15 protein-coding genes and 1 pseudogene are annotated in these 17288 nt (G+C 47.3%); 11 read left to right on the plus strand and 5 right to left on the minus strand.

Annotated features, from left to right (window positions below; all coding sequences use genetic code 11):
• Positions 1-24: 24 nt before the first annotated feature.
• Both DYH27_RS02440 and DYH27_RS02450 read right to left on the minus strand, forming a co-directional pair.
• Positions 25-1008: an ISAon1 family transposase gene (locus tag DYH27_RS02440; RefSeq protein ID WP_455430468.1), complete on the minus strand. Its 984-nt coding sequence runs from the start codon at positions 1006-1008 to the stop codon at positions 25-27.
• Position 1009: 1 nt separating this feature from the next.
• Positions 1010-1354, minus strand: a complete 345-nt coding sequence (locus tag DYH27_RS02450) for an ISAon1 family transposase N-terminal region protein (RefSeq protein WP_025068505.1) — start codon at positions 1352-1354, stop codon at positions 1010-1012.
• Between the two features lie 66 nt (positions 1355-1420).
• Between DYH27_RS02450 and DYH27_RS02455 the strand changes: the two are divergent.
• From DYH27_RS02455 to DYH27_RS02465, 3 genes and pseudogenes are all read left to right on the plus strand, one after another.
• Positions 1421-3601: pseudogene (locus DYH27_RS02455) on the plus strand (efflux RND transporter permease subunit); the annotation flags it as partial.
• 45 nt (positions 3602-3646) lie between these two features.
• A complete protein-coding gene (locus DYH27_RS02460) occupies positions 3647-4426 on the plus strand; it encodes an outer membrane lipoprotein-sorting protein (protein WP_025065560.1) in 780 nt (259 codons plus the stop codon).
• A gap of 2 nt (positions 4427-4428) precedes the next feature.
• The gene (locus DYH27_RS02465) at positions 4429-5733 is read left to right on the plus strand and encodes a DUF1302 family protein (RefSeq protein ID WP_025068430.1); all 1305 of its coding nucleotides are present in this window, start codon (positions 4429-4431) and stop codon (positions 5731-5733) included.
• Positions 5734-5754: 21 nt separating this feature from the next.
• On the opposite strand, the gene mobC is transcribed toward DYH27_RS02465, so the two are convergent.
• From mobC to DYH27_RS02480, 3 genes are all read right to left on the minus strand, one after another.
• Complete coding sequence (gene mobC / locus DYH27_RS02470) at positions 5755-7758, minus strand: conjugal transfer protein MobC (protein WP_025068429.1); 2004 nt, start codon at positions 7756-7758, stop codon at positions 5755-5757.
• A 66-nt stretch (positions 7759-7824) separates the two neighbouring features.
• A complete protein-coding gene (gene mobB, locus DYH27_RS02475; protein WP_029216669.1) occupies positions 7825-9105 on the minus strand; it encodes a conjugal transfer protein MobB in 1281 nt (426 codons plus the stop codon).
• Positions 9102-9515, minus strand: a complete 414-nt coding sequence (locus DYH27_RS02480; RefSeq protein ID WP_025068428.1) for a plasmid mobilization protein — start codon at positions 9513-9515, stop codon at positions 9102-9104. The genes mobB and DYH27_RS02480 overlap by 4 nt, the downstream gene beginning before the upstream one ends.
• Before the next feature lie 589 nt (positions 9516-10104).
• Here DYH27_RS02480 and DYH27_RS02485 point away from each other — a divergent pair.
• The 8 genes from DYH27_RS02485 to traJ all read left to right on the plus strand — a co-directional run bounded on the left by DYH27_RS02485 (position 10105) and on the right by traJ (position 17242).
• On the plus strand, positions 10105-10908 hold the full coding sequence (locus tag DYH27_RS02485; protein ID WP_025068427.1) for a division plane positioning ATPase MipZ: 804 nt from the start codon (positions 10105-10107) through the stop codon (positions 10906-10908).
• Positions 10895-11413 (plus strand): DUF3408 domain-containing protein, encoded by a 519-nt coding sequence (locus tag DYH27_RS02490; RefSeq protein ID WP_025065565.1) that lies wholly within the window; start codon positions 10895-10897, stop codon positions 11411-11413. Before DYH27_RS02485 ends, DYH27_RS02490 begins: the two co-directional genes overlap by 14 nt.
• Positions 11410-12186: a hypothetical protein gene (locus DYH27_RS02495; RefSeq protein ID WP_025065566.1), complete on the plus strand. Its 777-nt coding sequence runs from the start codon at positions 11410-11412 to the stop codon at positions 12184-12186. Before DYH27_RS02490 ends, DYH27_RS02495 begins: the two co-directional genes overlap by 4 nt.
• A 156-nt stretch (positions 12187-12342) precedes the next feature.
• Positions 12343-12645, plus strand: coding sequence for a DUF4134 domain-containing protein (locus DYH27_RS02500; RefSeq protein WP_004365152.1), 303 nt, complete (start codon positions 12343-12345; stop codon positions 12643-12645).
• Positions 12646-12649: 4 nt separating this feature from the next.
• Positions 12650-12985: a DUF4133 domain-containing protein gene (locus DYH27_RS02505; RefSeq protein WP_008566149.1), complete on the plus strand. Its 336-nt coding sequence runs from the start codon at positions 12650-12652 to the stop codon at positions 12983-12985.
• Positions 12982-15495: a TraG family conjugative transposon ATPase gene (locus DYH27_RS02510; RefSeq protein WP_115337992.1), complete on the plus strand. Its 2514-nt coding sequence runs from the start codon at positions 12982-12984 to the stop codon at positions 15493-15495. The genes DYH27_RS02505 and DYH27_RS02510 overlap by 4 nt, the downstream gene beginning before the upstream one ends.
• A 27-nt stretch (positions 15496-15522) precedes the next feature.
• Positions 15523-16152 (plus strand): DUF4141 domain-containing protein, encoded by a 630-nt coding sequence (locus tag DYH27_RS02515; protein WP_024985983.1) that lies wholly within the window; start codon positions 15523-15525, stop codon positions 16150-16152.
• A 52-nt stretch (positions 16153-16204) separates the two neighbouring features.
• Positions 16205-17242: a conjugative transposon protein TraJ gene (traJ, locus tag DYH27_RS02520; RefSeq protein WP_029216702.1), complete on the plus strand. Its 1038-nt coding sequence runs from the start codon at positions 16205-16207 to the stop codon at positions 17240-17242.
• Positions 17243-17288: the final 46 nt, after the last annotated feature.

Consider the following 17288-nt stretch of genomic DNA (forward strand, 5'->3'; position numbering starts at 1 on the left):
AACCCAGTTGCAAACCTACTTCTCTTAAGCACACAATTTCATAAGCCTATATAAAAAGAAAGGAATATCTGTGACTCCTCTGAACTGTGCCCTGAATGCCTTAACCTTGGCATTGAATGACTCAGCATTTGCATTTGTTGCTCTGTTTACAAAGAAATTGAGTATGGTTTGATAATGATTTTCAAACGTGTCAATCACCGTGTAGAAATTGTCCACTCCCAGCTCTTCAACCTCATTGAACCATTTAGCCAGCTTCAGTCTTGCAGCATCCTTGATGCTCTTGATGTTATAAATATCGGTAAGTTTCATAGCCAGATCATATGCCTTTTTCAGTGTAGGATAATGTTCAAAGATGATTTCCGCCCTGGCTTTCTGTGCTTCAGTCCACTTGGTCCTGTGCTTGGTCAATATGAACTTTGCCCTGGCGAGCAACTGCTTACGCGTGTCACCATTGCTGTATCTAAATGGTATATATTCCTTTCCCTCACTTTTAGCTTCTTTTATCTCCTCATTCTCTTTATCCCTTGCCATCCACCGGTAAGCGATACGCATGTCATCCAGAGCATCATAATACAGTTTCTGCACATGAAACCTGTCATTGGTAATGAGTGCTTTGGGAAAAACGGCACGGGCTATGCGCATCATCGAAGATGACAAATCAAGTGTTATCTCTTTGACAGTCTTTCGTTTGGACAGGTCTATCTTCTTGACAACCTGAATAACGTCCTCTGCCTTGGTCCCTTTAACCACAGCCACTAAAGTTCCATTTCTGCCCTTTCCCGCCTTGTTGGTCAGAAAAGTATAGACCTCGCCACTGCTTAGACAGGTCTCATCAATACTTAGACTCTCACCTATGTTATTTTCAAACAATAGCCAGTCTTGAGCATGATCCAACTGATCCCAGCTGCGGTAGTCACTGAAATGTTCCTTGTACTGTGTGGATAACTGCTTGCCATTTACGCCATAGTGCGCACCGATGCTTGCGATGCTCTCTGCAGTGGACTCAATTCTATTCTTTTAAAAAAGAAACGAACTCGGGGGATAGTTTACTGCCCTCAGCCGTCAAGTCATCATATGAATAAGTAAATATCTCTCCGTTGGAACTGTCACGCCACTTGCGTCGGCGAACATGGAGGTAGACGGCTTTGCCACGAAGAGGAAAGTCCTGAATTACACGCTCGCTGGTAAAACCATAACTGCTTACAGTGCCTAACTTATGGTCTGACTTTTCCATAAAGTTACGCTCGTCAAGCCAAAAGTCAAACTGGGAAACACCCTCTTGAATATCGACAACATCAAAGTAGTCGGCAAGTACATCTGGAAAGATGCAACGTAATAGTTGGTCACTCTTCATGATGCAAAGGTAATAAATACTTATGAAATTATGCGCTTAAGAGAAGTAGGTTTGCAACTGGGGTTTAGGACTGACCCGTTCAAGTCCATCTTCGGCAACGACTACTACGTGGCGGTATTAGTGAAGAACAAGGACGTCTTCTCCAAGCGCAGCCTGACACTTATCCGTGAGTTGAGCGAGGAGCTGAAGGACAGCCTGTCGTATGCCGACAAGGTTACATCGCTCACCGACCTTGAATTTACCGTCGGCACTGAGGAGGGAATGACCATCGAGCAGATAGTGCCCGACGAGATACCTTCGGATGAGGCTTCGCTAAAGGAAATCAGACGCAAGGCATACAGCAAGCCCTATCTCTCAAAGAAACTGGTGTCGAAGGACGGTACGATGACATGGATCATGGTGAAGCTGCGTCCCTTCCCGGAGGATAGCGTATGGAAGAAAACGAGCGATATTGCCCCGGATATGCTCACGGGCAAGGAAGCCGGGCACATCATCGGCAAGGCGAAATACGCGAAGCTGTCGCCTGCTGCCGCAGGAATGCCCTATCTGAGCTACGAAAAAGTGGTTTATCTGAAACATGAAATGGGGCGGCTGTTCCTCATAGCTTTCCTTGTTTCCATTGTGGTGATGATTGTCGTAACCCGTTCATTGCGGGGAGTCATCGCCCCGTTGCTCACGTCGGTGTTTGGTCTTCTGATAAGTTTTGGTGTGATAGGCTGGACCGGACTGTATATAGATATGACTACCGCCATGATAGCGGTCATACTGGCCTTTGCCTGTTCCATTGCCTACAACATCCATCTGTACAACTTCTTCAAGACGCGGTTTGTGGAAACAGGCAGGCGCAAGGCTTCCATCACCGATGCCGTAGGCGAAACCGGATGGGGTGTTTTGCTGTCGGGATTGACAACCATAGCGGCTATGATGACTTTCCTATCTATGAAGATAGTCCCCATGCAGGCTATCGGCGTGAACACCTCGCTGTGCCTGCTTTCGGTATTGATTACCTGTCTGATTGTTACCCCTGTAATACTCTCATTCGGAAAAGACCGCAAGCCAAGCATAGACGTATCTAAGAGTCTCGAAGGATACGTCGGCGGACGGTTTGAGCAGTTTGGTAGTTTCATCCTGCGTCGCCACCGCCCGATATTCATTGTCTCGGTAGCCATCACGCTTTTTTGCGGCATCGGCATGTTCTCCATCGAGCCGGCATTCGACATTGAGAAGACTATGGGACGGAAGGTGGAATATGTAAAGAAATTCCTCGACCTCTGCGACACGGAATTAGGAAGCATGTACTCCTACGACCTGATGATTACACTGCCGCATGCCGACGACGCGAAGAAGCCCGAGAACTTGAAAAAACTCGACCAACTGGCAACCACCACGGAAAGCTACCCGCTCACCAAGCGGCACAATTCCGTCACGGACATTGTGAAAGACATGAACTGCACGCTCAACGGCAACAATCTGAAGGAATATCGCATTCCCGACAATGCCGACATGGTGGCTCAGCTCTTGCTGCTCTATGAGAATGCCGGAGGTACGGAGTCGGAATACTGGATGGACTATGACTATCAGCGGCTACGCCTGCAAATCGAGTTGAAGAGCTACAACTCCAACGAGGCGGAAAAAGAAATGGATTTGCTCCAAACCGAAGCACGCAAGCTCTTCCCCGGCGCACATGTATCGGTAGTGGGCAATATACCGCAGTTTACGGTGATGCAGCAGTATGTGGAGCGTGGACAGATGTGGTCGATGCTGCTCTCGGTGCTGGTCATTGGCGTGATACTCATACTCCTGTTCAGAAGTTGGAAGGTGGGACTGGTGGGAATGATACCCAACATCGCCCCCGCCATCATCGTAGGCGGCATGATGGGCTGGCTGGGCTATCCGCTCGACATGATGACAGCCTCGCTCATTCCTATGGTTTTGGGTATCGCCGTCGATGACACCATCCACTTCATCAACCATTGCCATGTGGCGCATAATCGTTATAATGACTATAACATGGCTATCCGCAAGACTTTCCGCACGGAGGGACTGGCCATCGTGATGTCAACGGTCATCATCTCGGCTACATTTGCCGGCTTCATGTCGTCGGACGCCACGCAGACGAAGAACTGGGGCTTGCTGGCTGTAGCAGGTATGGTGTCGGCATTGTTGGCAGACTTGTTCCTCACGCCGATACTTTTCAAATATTTGCGGGTGTTCGGAAAGGAAAAAGGTTCAAAAACAAATAGTTAAACAAACAAGTAAGGTTAAAATATTCAATCATAAAATATAAAGAAAATGAAAACAAGACATTTTATTTTATCCCTTATTGCCTTGATGACAATGAGTGTTGCACAAGCAGCTGGTCTCACCGGAAGAGACATTATGCAAAAGGTAAAGAACCGTGCCGATGGCGATACACGCTATGCCACCGTGGAAATGACACTTATTCAAAAAAGTGGGCATAAGCGTGTGCGAAAAATTGAATCGTGGGCAATGGACGAAGGTAAGGACACAAAGAAAATCATGTTCTTCACCTATCCCGGCGACGTGAAGGGCACGGGATTTCTCACTTGGGACTATGACAATCCCGGCAAGACAGACGACAAATGGCTCTATCTCCCTGCCATGAAAAAGACAAGGCGCATTAGTGGAAAGTCATCGAAGACCGATTACTTCATGGGCAGCGATTTTACATACGACGACATGAGTACACGCAGCGTGGACGAGGAAACACACACGCTGCTGCGTGAGGAAGTGGTAAGCGGACACAAATGCTGGGTGGTGCAGTCCGTGCCTAAGGACAAGGGAGAAATATACTCAAAGCGCATCACATGGATCAGGCAGGACTGTCTGATGGTTATTAAGGCGGAATACTACGATAAGCTCAATAAACTGCATCGCAGCCTTACCATTTCGAATATAAATAAAGTGCAGGGATTCTGGACGATGCACCTCATGCAGATGGAGAATGTACAGACGGGGCATAAGACCATCATCAAGATGGACAACCAGCGGTTCAACGTCAAGGTTGCGCCCAATCTCTTCACTGTCTCCAAACTGGAAAAAGGACTCTGACCATGAAAATACTGCGATTATGGACGCTGTTGCTTGTGCCGATATTCTCGGCACAGGCATTTGCCCAGATTGATACGCTGACGGTGGAGAATGATTCTGCTGATACGGAATATATGCAAGAGGAAGAAACGGATGACAACGCCTTGCGTGTTCAGGTAAAAGGCTTCCTCGACACATACCATGCCGTCAGGACAGAAGGCAGGAACGACTGGATGGCTTCGAGAACCCGAGCGCGCGGAGAGGTGAAACTTGAAAAAGGAGCAGCTTCCCTTTTTGTTTCCATGAACGCTACCTACAACGGCGTACTGAAAGACCGCACGGGACTGGAACTGCGTGAGGCATATCTTGCATACACCAAAGGAAACCTTGACCTTCGGGTGGGGCGGCAGATTGTGGTATGGGGAGTGGCAGACGCATTGCGCGTTACGGACTGCGTGTCGCCGTTCGACTATACCGAGTTCCTTGCGCAGGACTACGATGACATCCGTATGCCCGTCAATGCCTTGCATGCAAGATACACGTGGCATTCGGTAACATTCGAGGCGATATGTAATCCCGTGGCGGATTTCTTCATCCTTCCCACCGACCGACGCAATCCGTGGGCACTGACTCTGCCGTCAGCCCCTCTTCCCTATACCATAGATTTGGAAAGTGGCAAACCGGAGAAAAGACTTCGGAATATGGAGTACGGCGGGCGGATAACGACCAATCTCAGCGGGATTGATTTTTCTCTGAGTGCCCTGCGGACGTGGAACAAGATGCCTGCTCTTTCCCTTGCTGTGTCCGACGATGGAAAGTCGCTTTTAGCCAAAGGGGAATACCGCCGGATGACGATGCTCGGAGCCGACTGCTCTCTGCCTGTCGGACAGATTGTCCTTCGCGGCGAGGCTGCTTGCTATTTCGATGAAGCGCAAAGCAGAGGTGTGGGAAAAGACGTAGTATGCCGAAATACGTACAATATCCTTGCCGGTGTGGACTGGTATCCGGGCAACGATTGGAACTTCAGTGCACAATACTGCCACAAATATACGGCGGGGAACCTTGACGGTCTTTCCGTTTATCGTAATGCCGGCCTTGCCACGGCAAGAATATCGAAAGAACTGCTGCGGAATATGCTGAAACTTTCAACATTCGCCTATATTGACGTAACCAATGGCGGCGTTTTCAACCGCTTCTCTGCATCCTATGCCTTGAACGACCAAATCGAACTCACCGCCGGCTATGATTACTTCCATGCCGACAAAGGCAAGTTTCAAATGTATGACAGAAATTCTGAAATATGGGCAAAGATGAAATATAGTTTTTGAATGACATAAAGACATTGCATCTCATTCTTTTACAAGATGACAAAGAGAAGGATCTTCTTTTATCCTTTTTATTTCTTTTTCAATCAAAACAATTATTTCTCGCTTAACACATTTATAGTTGGCTTCGATAGTCTCTTTGAGATTATCGGAGCCATCTTCGTTTTGAAACGCATTGATTTCAGGAATGGACTGGTATTGCTTCATTTCGGCAGAGACTTTAGCACTATCCACCACTATTTCAGCATGGAAAATCTTTTGGTCAATGCGTTCGTCAAAGTTGTCGGACACTGCACCTACGAACATACCCTGTGTGAGGTTGCTGATTTTCGATGCAGGGATAAGACTATCCATCTGGGTCGAGATAGAGGTGGATTTATCATTACGGTTGATTGTCATAGACTGCCGTTGTTGAAGCACCTTGCCGAAGCGTTCGGAGAGAGTCTTGGCAGTTTCACCTACCACTTGCCCACTGAACACATTGCCCACTGTGTTTTGTATCACCTTGCTTTCCTTATCCCCATAATCGCGGGTAAGCTGCGAGAAGTCTTGAAAGCCCAGACACACGGCAACCTTGTTACTACGGGCTGTGGCAATGAGGTTGTCAAGCCCACGGAAATAGATGGTCGGCAACTCGTCGATAATCACAGATGATTTGAGTTGCTTTTTCTTGTTGATGAGTTTCACGATACGGCTGTTGTAAAGTCCGAGTGCTGCTGAGTAGATATTCTGGCGGTCGGGATTATTTCCCACGACCAACACCTTCGGCTCGTTGGGATTATTGATGTCGAGCGAGAAATCATCACCTGTCATTACCCAATAGAGAGCCGGCGAAATCATACGTGAAAGCGGTATCTTGGCACTGGCAATTTGTCCCTGCAACTGGTCTTGCGCTCCGCCCTCCCAAGCATCCATAAAGGGAGAAAGGTAGTTGGCAAGCTCATCGTAGGAAGTAAGTATCGGAAATATCTGTGCGTACGGACGGTTCAGGAATTCGATGGCATGGGGAAAGGTGCAATACTTGCCGTTCTCATAGATTTTCAGAAACCAGATGATGGCTGCAAGCAATATAATCGGCGACTCAACAAAGAAATCTCCCTGCTTCTGAATCCATGAACGATTAAGGTTGAGCATAATAGTGTAGGCACTCTCGTAAGCGTCCGATATGTCCGTCATAAAGGCAGGATTGATGGGATTGCAGCGATGGCTCTTGCGTGGGTCGTCGAAGTTTATCACAAAGAACTGCGGTTTTACCTTGTAGGCGTCCAAATGGTTAAGCAAATGATTGTAGGCTATCTCTGACAAATCCGGGAACTTGTAGTCGTAAATATACATGGCAAAGCCTTTCTCTATCTGCTGCTTGATATAGTTGTTCACAATAGCATACGACTTACCCGAACCGGGCGTACCGAGCACCATCGAGGCACGAAAGGGGTTGACCACGTTAATCCAGCCCTTATTCCACTTCTTTTTGTAATAGAAACGTGTGGGAAGATTGATTGAGTATTCATTCTCCATCAACCGTGTTTCCTGCATGAAGCTTTCATTTTCCGTGTTGAACACATCATCCATCAGATTGTTTTTGAGCAATCGACTCATCCACACACCTGCCATCAGCAGACAGATATAGCCAATGGAGAGCGTGAAGATATAGAGTGAAGCCGCTCCAATTTTTCCAATGGGCAATGCCAACAGCCACCAGTTGAGAAAGAAAAAGACAAAGCCTGAGAAAAGCACCGTCCAAATCTTTGACCAAGTGATTTTCTCTTCTTTCACGCCTTTCGTTCCCAAACATGACAAGGTAAGAAACACCACACAAAAGAGTTTCGTCCATAGGATAGATGAAAATAATCCCGTGGTGCGTTGAAAGTTCATCAGTATCTTGTTGATGATACCGAGTGTGAAGTGCCATTCTTGAAATGCCTCGTAGCAGAACCAATAACAGTTAATCAGGAGGAATATCACCGATATACCCCGCATAAAGTCCATGACCTTACCTAATGCCCTTAAATCATCTTCTTGTGCCATAATAATATTATTTTGTAGCCTCCCCCAACCCCTCCGAAGGGAGGGGAGATAGAAATGCTCGTTTATTTAATGTTTTCTTCGTCTAAGTTTTACCTTACTTTGTCTGCGGAGTTTACGCTGCCATGCCGCTTCCTTCCAATCATCGTTGCCCGTAGTTCTGAATGATTCACCCACCATATCCTCGATAAGTTCATCGACAAGGTTGTCGCTTTCTTCTGTATTTTGTTGCAAAGTTTGAACGGTTGCCGATTGTTCCAAGCGGACAGACGGACTGCCATACAACGTTTCGTCCAAGAATGGGTTGTACGTTGAATTGGAGAAATACGCATTGAATATGTTGGCAGCATACCCCTTGCCCAATCGTGAGCCGTTGAGCGCAATGCCCACTTCATCATCAATGAAAGTAATGCCATAGATGCGTCCGCTTTCGTTCTTTCGGATTACCACACGCAAGCCTTGTTCCTCCAATCTTTGTTGTAAGGCCTTCTCTGTTTGAGGAGAAGAACACATCACTTCCAATATCCTGTGTCTCATTGCCGGTATCAGTGGCTTAATAGCTTGCTTTGATTTCTGTATCCTGTTCTGTACAGCAGTATAGCCCATACCACGACCAATGTCCGATGCGTTGATGGGTGTACTTATTTTGCCTCCCTTATCATCAGTCGGAACATAGACCACTCCATCGTATTTCTTTCCCCGAAACTCCGTTTTGATTTCCTCTACGGCAAGGTTGTATGCAGAAAGGATGGCGTTCAGCTCGCCCAAGGAGCAGAAGCGATAATGCCCCAGCACCATGCGGACAACGCTTGCCACCTGCTCCTTGATATTCCCTTTACCAATATCTACCTTGGGCGTTTCTGCTACTGCCTTTTCAGTAACCTTTGAACTTGGAATGAGACCAAATTTTCTTTCCAAGGCATCGGTAATTTGCTTGCTCCGCCGTTTTTCAAACTTGTCGTTAATTTTCTGTCCACGACTATCCACCCGAAGCGACACGATGTGTATATGCTCACGGGCGATGTCGTTATGCTTGAACACGATATAGGGTTGCTTGCCATAACCAAGTGCCTCCATATACTCCTTGGCAATCTGCATAAGCGTTTCATCGGAGAGTTTCTCGTCCGGGTGCGGATTGAGCGAGCAATGGAACACCATCTTCTTTGTCCGGCATTTCTTTGGTATCAGAGCCTCCATGTCGACAAGCACGTCTTCCATCGTATAACGTCCCTCCTTGTTCTGATACAACTCTGCTGCATGGAGAATGCTCGCTTCCCCTTTTTCTACCTTTTTGAAGTTATAACCGAGTGCCCCTCCAAGGTTCTCCGTACTTGAAATCTTCGCTATCATTTCTTGCGGTAATCTATGGTAAGACTGATAGCCTGCTCCTGCAAGGCAATGATTTGAGCCGACAGTTTCGCCAACTTTTCAAGCAGAATCTGTGCGGTCTTGACCGAATGATAACTGTTGATAGCACGTACAGTCTGATTATACAGCACACCAATCTTATGGATTTGTGCCGTCAATTCAGAGAGTTTCCGGTAGTATTCTACAGCGGATTTATCCACCGTGATGACCTTAAAACTCTCTCCAAGAATACGCCCACGCACAAAATCCGACTTCGTTTCTGCTCCTGAACGCTGAAACAAATCAATCGCTTTTTGCTGGTCTTTGGGGTTGGGCAACCGCACATGCCAGTTGTCCCAACGTGGCTTTTCTGCCGTTTTTCGTTCTGAACGATGTTCCTCCTTCTTATCCATATCCATTTGGTTTCTAATTACGACTTTGGAGTAATTCATCTCCCCTTCGGGGCAAGGGTCTTTGTGGTACAAACGGAGGTTTGTGTTACAAAGACACACCTTGCTGGTATTAAGAAATGATACGATAGAAGTATCCACCCTCGTGGGGTGTCTACTTCGGGATATTACCTCCATGTATTATTCTCGCCTGCAAAGTTACGGCGAGTTTTCAAATAACTCATTATCAGCGATATTCCCTCTTTTCCCTTGTGTTTCCCTGTGTTTCATCGGTGTAATAAAATCAACCAAAATATCATTTATTTTGCAGCCAAAACGAGCGAACTATGGTATGATGACACAAGCAAAAGACACATCGTATTACCGTTGGCTTGCACCAAAGATGCAAAGAAGAAACGAAACATATTCATGACAATTTGTTGTCATGACAAACTATTGTCAATACAACAGATTGCAAGAACTATAAATCGTCCTTTCAGACTATCGCACGAACCATACGCAGCCAGAACAAACTGTCTGCTGATACTTCTCAAGAATGAGAGCACATCCAAACATCAAATAGACAAGTAATATGAACTAAGAAATTATCATTATGGAGAACAAACAACAACGCCCCCTCTTTCTGGGGTTCTCCTCACAAAAGGGAGGAGTAGGAAAAAGCACGCTTGCTGAAATTGTGAGCAGCATATTGTACTACGAACAGGGCATCAACCTCTTCGTGATGGACTGCGATCTGTCGCAGGACTCCTTTTACAAACTGAGGGAACGCGAGAAAAGTGTCGTTCAGGAAAGCGAAGAGCTTTCCATGTCCATGGAGGAATACTTTCACTACCTCGGCAAAAAGGCATACAGAATTTATAAGTCCAGCCCCAAAGAAGCTGTCAGGATTGCACGGAATAAAATCGACACTATCAACAATGAGACGTACCAGTTGGTCGTGTTCGACTTCCCCGGTCATGCAGGGACCACAGAGTTGATGGAGCTGTCCCTTCAGATGGACTATATCCTATCTCCACTTGAAGCCGATATACAGTCACTCGTCTCTTGTATGGCATACGCCAAGACCATCACGGATATTGGTGTTTCTATGTCCGACTCACGGATAAAGGACATTATCCTGTTCTGGAACAAGGTGGACAGAAGGGTAAGGAACGTCATCATTGACGAATACACAAAACTTATCCAAGGACACGAACTCACACTCCTGCCCGGCTATGTATATGCCACACACCGTTTCTCCCACGAACTTTCCACATACGGGCTACGAGGCGTGTTCCGTTCTACCTATCAGCCTCCTGCAAGGGGATTACGAACGGGCACGGGGCTGGATGAACTCGTCTCCGAGATAATTCAACGTCTCAAACTAAAAACAAAAACAGAACATGGCAACGATTGAGGAAAGAAAGCAGCAACTGGAAAAGAAGCTGAAGAAAATGGCAGAGGACAATGTAGTGGTGAAACCTGTCACGGTCCCCAACCCCTTCGATCCATCCGAGGACACCGAGCCTTCCCTCGCAACATCACGAGAGGAAGACAAAAGTTCGGAAGAAATGAAGACGGCAAAAGAAGAACGAACAGACGAAACTGGAGGAGAGGAAATCGGGAACACGGAACCGAAAAGAGAAAGAAAACCGAGAATAGAAAAGTCTGGCATGTCGTCCCTTTCCATAGAGGAATACCGTTCCCTATACTTTCATCCCGTACGTTCGCAAATGCGGACGGCTTTCTCCATCAATTTGGAGACATTACAGAACCTGCGCAATGTGCTACAAGACTTAGGAGAAAGGGTATCTATTGCTTCCTATATTGATAATATCCTCCGGGAGCATCTGCGGGAACATCAGGAACTTCTCAATAATGCAGCAGCAAAGCAAAGACGTAAGACAACAATAACACTATGATGGAAACAATACTTTTCAGTTTTATATTGGTACTCATCATCATTTGGATGATGCTTGGTATCCTGTATTTCTATATGCGGTATGTATCTCCGTATGACTTCATTATCAAGAAAAACGGAAAGAGCGATGAAGATAGCAAGAAGAAAGGAGCAACGAAGAAAAAAGACGGACAGAAAGGAAAAGGAACAATAGAGCAAGCCGAGTTTGTACTGATTGGAAAAAGCCGTTCCACTTCCCCGATTATCCCACAAATTCCCTCTGTTTCATCATCTGAAAATTCAAAGCAGAATAATAATAATTTTGCACCGCAGAACTCCGAAAAGGAGGAAGAAATGAAAGAGGACAACGAAATGGACGTTGATTTCGAGATGGAGAGAGTGGACGAAGATGAGATTGTCCGTGAGGAATTAAACCTATCCATCGAGTCCACATCGGGCGAAGCCGAAATTTCGGAGCAGTCCGTCCTCGCACGTGACTTAGTCCGCCTGCAAAAGTGGGCAAAGAACAGTGAGGAGGCTAATGAGGAAGAAGTCAAAGAGACCGTTCTGCAGCTTCAAGACTCAGACCTGTTGGATAAGTACAAAGAAAACATCGCCAAGATGCTGGGTGAACAAGCCTTGCTATTGGAGAAAATCCGTAAGGCGGAAGAAAAGGAAGAACAGAGTGCTCAACCAGCAATGCTTTCATCACAAAACCCAACACCTCCTGTTTCTGGCATATCTGACACAGCGGTGGGCGATGCTGACGACAAACCGCTGTCCTATTATCTGTAAAAATGGTTTCTTGATTTTCATATTTTGGAGGAATGCAGGGGTGGCTCAAAAGTAAAACAATCAACCAATATCAGTCATACGATAAAACCGAGTCACCCCTTACCACCTCTATCTAAAAGAAAATAATTCATTTAACAACATAAAATAAAAAGAACAATGAACAACAAAAAGAAAATCACAATGCTGTTCCTGCTGACGGCTACAGCCATAGGAGCATACGCACAAGGCAACGGCATGGCGGGTATCAATGAAGCCACAAAGATGGTAACAAGCTATTTTGATCCCGGAACAAAGCTTATCTATGCCATCGGAGCCGTGGTAGGTCTGATTGGAGGAATAAAAGTGTACAACAAGTTCTCAAGTGGTGACCCCGATACGAGCAAGACCGCAGCCTCTTGGTTCGGTGCATGTATCTTTCTCATCGTGGCTGCCACTATCCTGAGAAGTTTCTTCCTGTAAGGCGATGGCTGCATTTGAAATCAACAAGGGTGTAGGCCGGACGGTAGAGTTCAAGGGCTTGAAGGCGCAGTACCTCTTCCTCTTTGCAGGAGGGCTGCTGGCAGTCTTCATTCTCGTGGTCATTCTCTATCTCTGCGGCATCAGTCAGATAGCCTGTCTTGTCATAGGTGTAGTGGGTGCCACCATAGTGGTGTGGCAAACGTTCACCATGAACAGAAAGTACGGGCAGTACGGACTGATGAAGAAAGGAGCAGTGCGTATGCACCCACGCTACCTTGTGAACCGCCGTACGGTCTGCCACCTTATTCGTAACCTTCAACCAAAGAAAGCGAAGAAATGAGAAATAAAAGCAAGATAACAACCTTGGAATCGAAGTTTCCGCTGCTCTCCATAGAGCAGGGCTGTCTGGTGAGCAAGGATGCTGACATCACGGTGGCTTTCCGTGTGGAGCTGCCCGAACTCTTTACCGTCACTTCTACAGAATACGAGGCAATGCACTCTGCCTGGCATAAGGCTATAAAAGTGCTACCCAATTACAGCATCGTACACAAGCAGGACTGGTTCATTAAGGAGGACTACCAAGGAAAGCTCTCCGATGGCGGACTGAGCTTCCTTGCCCGTTCCTCTGAACGGCATTTCAACGAGCGTCCGTATCTACACCATTCAGTCTATCTCTTCCTTACCAAGACCAACAAGCAGCGTATGGCACAGCAGAGCAACTTCTCTTCACTCTGCCGTGGACACCTGTTACCCAAGGAAATCACCAACAAGGAGGAGGTGATGAAGTTTATGGAAGCCGTAGACCAGTTCGAGCGTATCATCAATGATACCGAGCAGATAAGGATTGTCCGCATGACTGAAGACGAGTTAGTCGGCACAAATGAAAAGGGCGGTCTGCTTGACCGTTACTTCTCCCTTTCTGAAGAGGGACATGCTTCATTGGAGGACATCCGTCTGGGCGCAGACCTTGTACGTGTAGGCGACAATCAGCTGTGCCTGCATACGCTTTCCGATACGGACGACCTGCCTACAACGGTAAGCACGGACAGCCGATATGAACGGCTATCTACCGACAGAAGTAACTGCCGTCTTTCCTTTGCCTCTCCCGTGGGTCTGATGTTGCCCTGCAACCATATCTATAACCAGTACCTCTTTATCGAGGATAGTGATGTCAACTTGGAACGCTTTGAAAAGCAGGCAAGGAACATGCACTCGCTGGCACGCTACAGCCGTAGCAACCAAATCAACGAGGAGTGGATACAGGAGTATCTCAATATTGCCCACTCACAGGGACTGACCTCTATCCGTGCCCACTTTAATGTATTGGCATGGAGTAGCGATAAGGAAGAACTTCGCCAGATCAAGAATGACGTGGGCTCTGCACTTGCTCTTATGGAATGCCACCCTCGTCATAACACCATTGATGCTGCAACGCTCTACTGGGCGGGCATTCCCGGCAATGCGGCAGACTTTCCTGCAGAAGAGTCGTTCTATACTTTCATAGAGCCTGCCCTCTGCTTCTTTACGGCAGAGACGAACTACAAGGACTCGCTATCACCCTTCGGTATCAAGATGGCAGACCGCCTTTCGGGAAAGCCCGTCCACTTAGATATATCGGATTTGCCGATGAAAAAGGGAGTCATCACCAACCGTAACAAATTTATCTTGGGTCCTTCGGGCAGTGGTAAGTCTTTCTTCACCAACCACATGGTACGCCAGTATTACGAACAGGGGGCGCACGTCCTCTTGGTTGATACGGGTAACTCATATCAAGGCTTGTGTGAACTTATCCACCGCAAGACCAAGGGCGAGGACGGCGTGTATTTCACCTATACCAATGAAAGTCCGATTTCCTTCAACCCTTTCTATACGGATGATTACTTCTTCGATGTAGAGAAAAGGGAGAGTATCTGTACGCTACTGCTCACGCTCTGGAAGAGTGCTGATGAGCATATCACCAAGACCGAGGCTGGCGAACTTGGTTCTGCTGTCAACTCCTATATCGAGTTGATATGTGCTGACCACAGCGTTACACCCTGTTTTAATACTTTCTATGAGTATCTGCGGGACGTGTACCGAAAGGATATGGAAAAGCGAGACATCAAGGTAACGCTCTCGGACTTCAATATCAACAACCTCTTAACGACATTGAAGCAATACTATCGTGGTGGTCGATATGATTTCCTGCTGAACTCGGACAAGAACATCGACCTGCTCTCTAAACGCTTCATCGTCTTTGAGATTGACCAAGTAAAGGACAACAAAGACCTCTTTCCTGTGGTAACGATTATCATCATGGAAGCCTTCATCAATAAGATGCGTCGATTAAAGGGTATCCGCAAGATGATACTCATTGAGGAAGCATGGAAAGCCATTGCTTCGGCAAACATGGCGGACTACATCAAGTATCTCTATAAGACGGTGAGAAAATATTTCGGGGAGGCCATTGTCGTAACGCAGGAAGTGGACGACATCATCCAGTCACCCATCGTCAAGGAGAGCATCATCAACAACTCCGACTGCAAGATACTGCTTGACCAGCGCAAGTACATGACCAAGTTCGACGGCATACAGGCGATGCTTGGTCTTTCGGAAAAGGAAAAGAGCCAGATACTATCCATCAACCAGAACAACGACCCGAACCGACTCTACAAGGAGGTATGGATAGGGCTGGGCGGTATGCAGAGTGCCGTCTATGCCACAGAAGTGAGCATGGAGGAATACCTGACCTACACCACGGAGGAAACCGAGAAAGTGGAGGTGATGAACAGGGCTGCACAGCTCGGTGGGGACATCGAAACGGCTATTCGTCAGCTTGCCATAGAGAAAAGAAACCATAAAAAGAAATAAGTACAAACCATCAAAACTATAGTAACAATGAAAAAGTACATTTTCATGGCTCTCTTAGGATTGAGCCTTTCTGTTCCCAAAGCCCACGCACAGTGGGTAGTAACCGACCCTGGCAATTTTGCCGGCAACATCGTCAATTCAGTCAAGGAGATAGCAACAGCTTCGAAGACGGTGAAAAACACTCTTGACGGTTTTAAGGAGGTGGAAAAACTCTACAACGACACCAAGAAGTATTACGATGCCCTGAAGAAGGTGAATAACCTTATAGGAGATGCCTACAAGGTCAAGGAGTGCATCCTGATGGTGGGCGATATCTCGGAGATTTACGTCACCTCGTATAAGAAGATGCTCTCGGACAAGAACTTCCGCCCTTCGGAACTCGCTGCGATGGCTTCGGGCTATGCCAAGCTCTTGGAGCAGAGTGGGGAGAGTCTCAAGGAACTAAAGTCCATCGTCAAGTCGGGTGTCCTCTCGATGAACGACCACGAGCGCATGCAGGCCATCGACCGCATTTATACCACGTTGAGGGAAAACCGCTCGCTCGTGTCGTATTACACAAGGAAGAACATCTCCGTAAGTTACGTCCGTGCCCGTGAGAAGAACAACCTTGCCTCTGTCAAGGCACTCTACGGCAATACGGCAAGCAGGTATTGGTAAATCCACAGACAAAAAAAGAACTTGAAAGAACTTTCATAAAACACTTTTGCTTATGGATTTTGCCAGTTTACATGAGCTACTACGCTCCACCTATGACGAGATGATGCCGCTCTGTGCCCAGATGACGGGCATTGCCAAAGGCATTGCGGGCTTGGGTGCACTCTTTTATATTGCTCTTCGGGTATGGGCTTCCATTGCCCGTGCCGAGGCGATAGACGTCTTTCCCTTGCTGCGCCCCTTCGTGCTGGGCTTCTGCATCATGTTCTTCCCGACAGTCGTACTGGGTACGATGAATGCCGTTCTCTCGCCTGTAGTGCAGGGAACGGAGATGATGGTACACCAGCAGGAGGGGAACCTTGCAGAACTTACAGCCAAGCGGGACAAGTTGCAAGAGGAAGCCTACCTTAGGAATCCTGAAACAGCCTACCTTGTCTCCAACGAGAAGTTCGATGAGAAGATAGAGGAAATGGGCATCATCGGACCTGAAGATGCCGTGACGATAGCGGGTATGTATGCCGAGCGTGCTGCCTATCAGACCAAGCAGTGGGTGATGAAGATGGTGCATGACCTCATGGAGCTGCTGTTCCATGCCGCAGGACTTATCATCGACACGCTGCGCACCTTCATACTCATCGTCCTCTCCATTCTCGGTCCGATAGTCTTCGGCATAGCCGTATGGGACGGTCTTGCAGGTTCGCTCACCGCATGGTTCTCACGCTATATCTCTGTCTACCTGTGGCTGCCTGTCAGCTCTATCCTTACGGCACTGCTCACCAAGATACAGGTGCTGATGGTACAGAAGGACATCGAGGCACTCAGCGACCCCAACTACCTGCCCGACGCGGGGACGTGGTACTACATCGTCTTCTTCCTTATCGGCATCGTAGGTTACTTCTGCGTTCCCACCGTAGCAGGCTGGATTATCGAAGCAGGTGGTGGTATCGGCTCTTATGGTCGCAATGTCAATCAAACGGCACAGCGCGGTGCGCAAAGTGCCTACACGGGCGGAAGATATGCCGCAGCAGGTGCCGGGTCGGTCATCGGCAATGTCGGTGGACGTATCAAGGGTGCACTGCTCAAAGGAAAATAGAAATCGAGCAATAATGCTTAATTAACCAACAGCTATAAAAGGAAAA

It is taken from the genome of Prevotella denticola (assembly GCF_900454835.1).
Taxonomy (GTDB): Bacteria; Bacteroidota; Bacteroidia; order Bacteroidales; family Bacteroidaceae; genus Prevotella; species Prevotella denticola.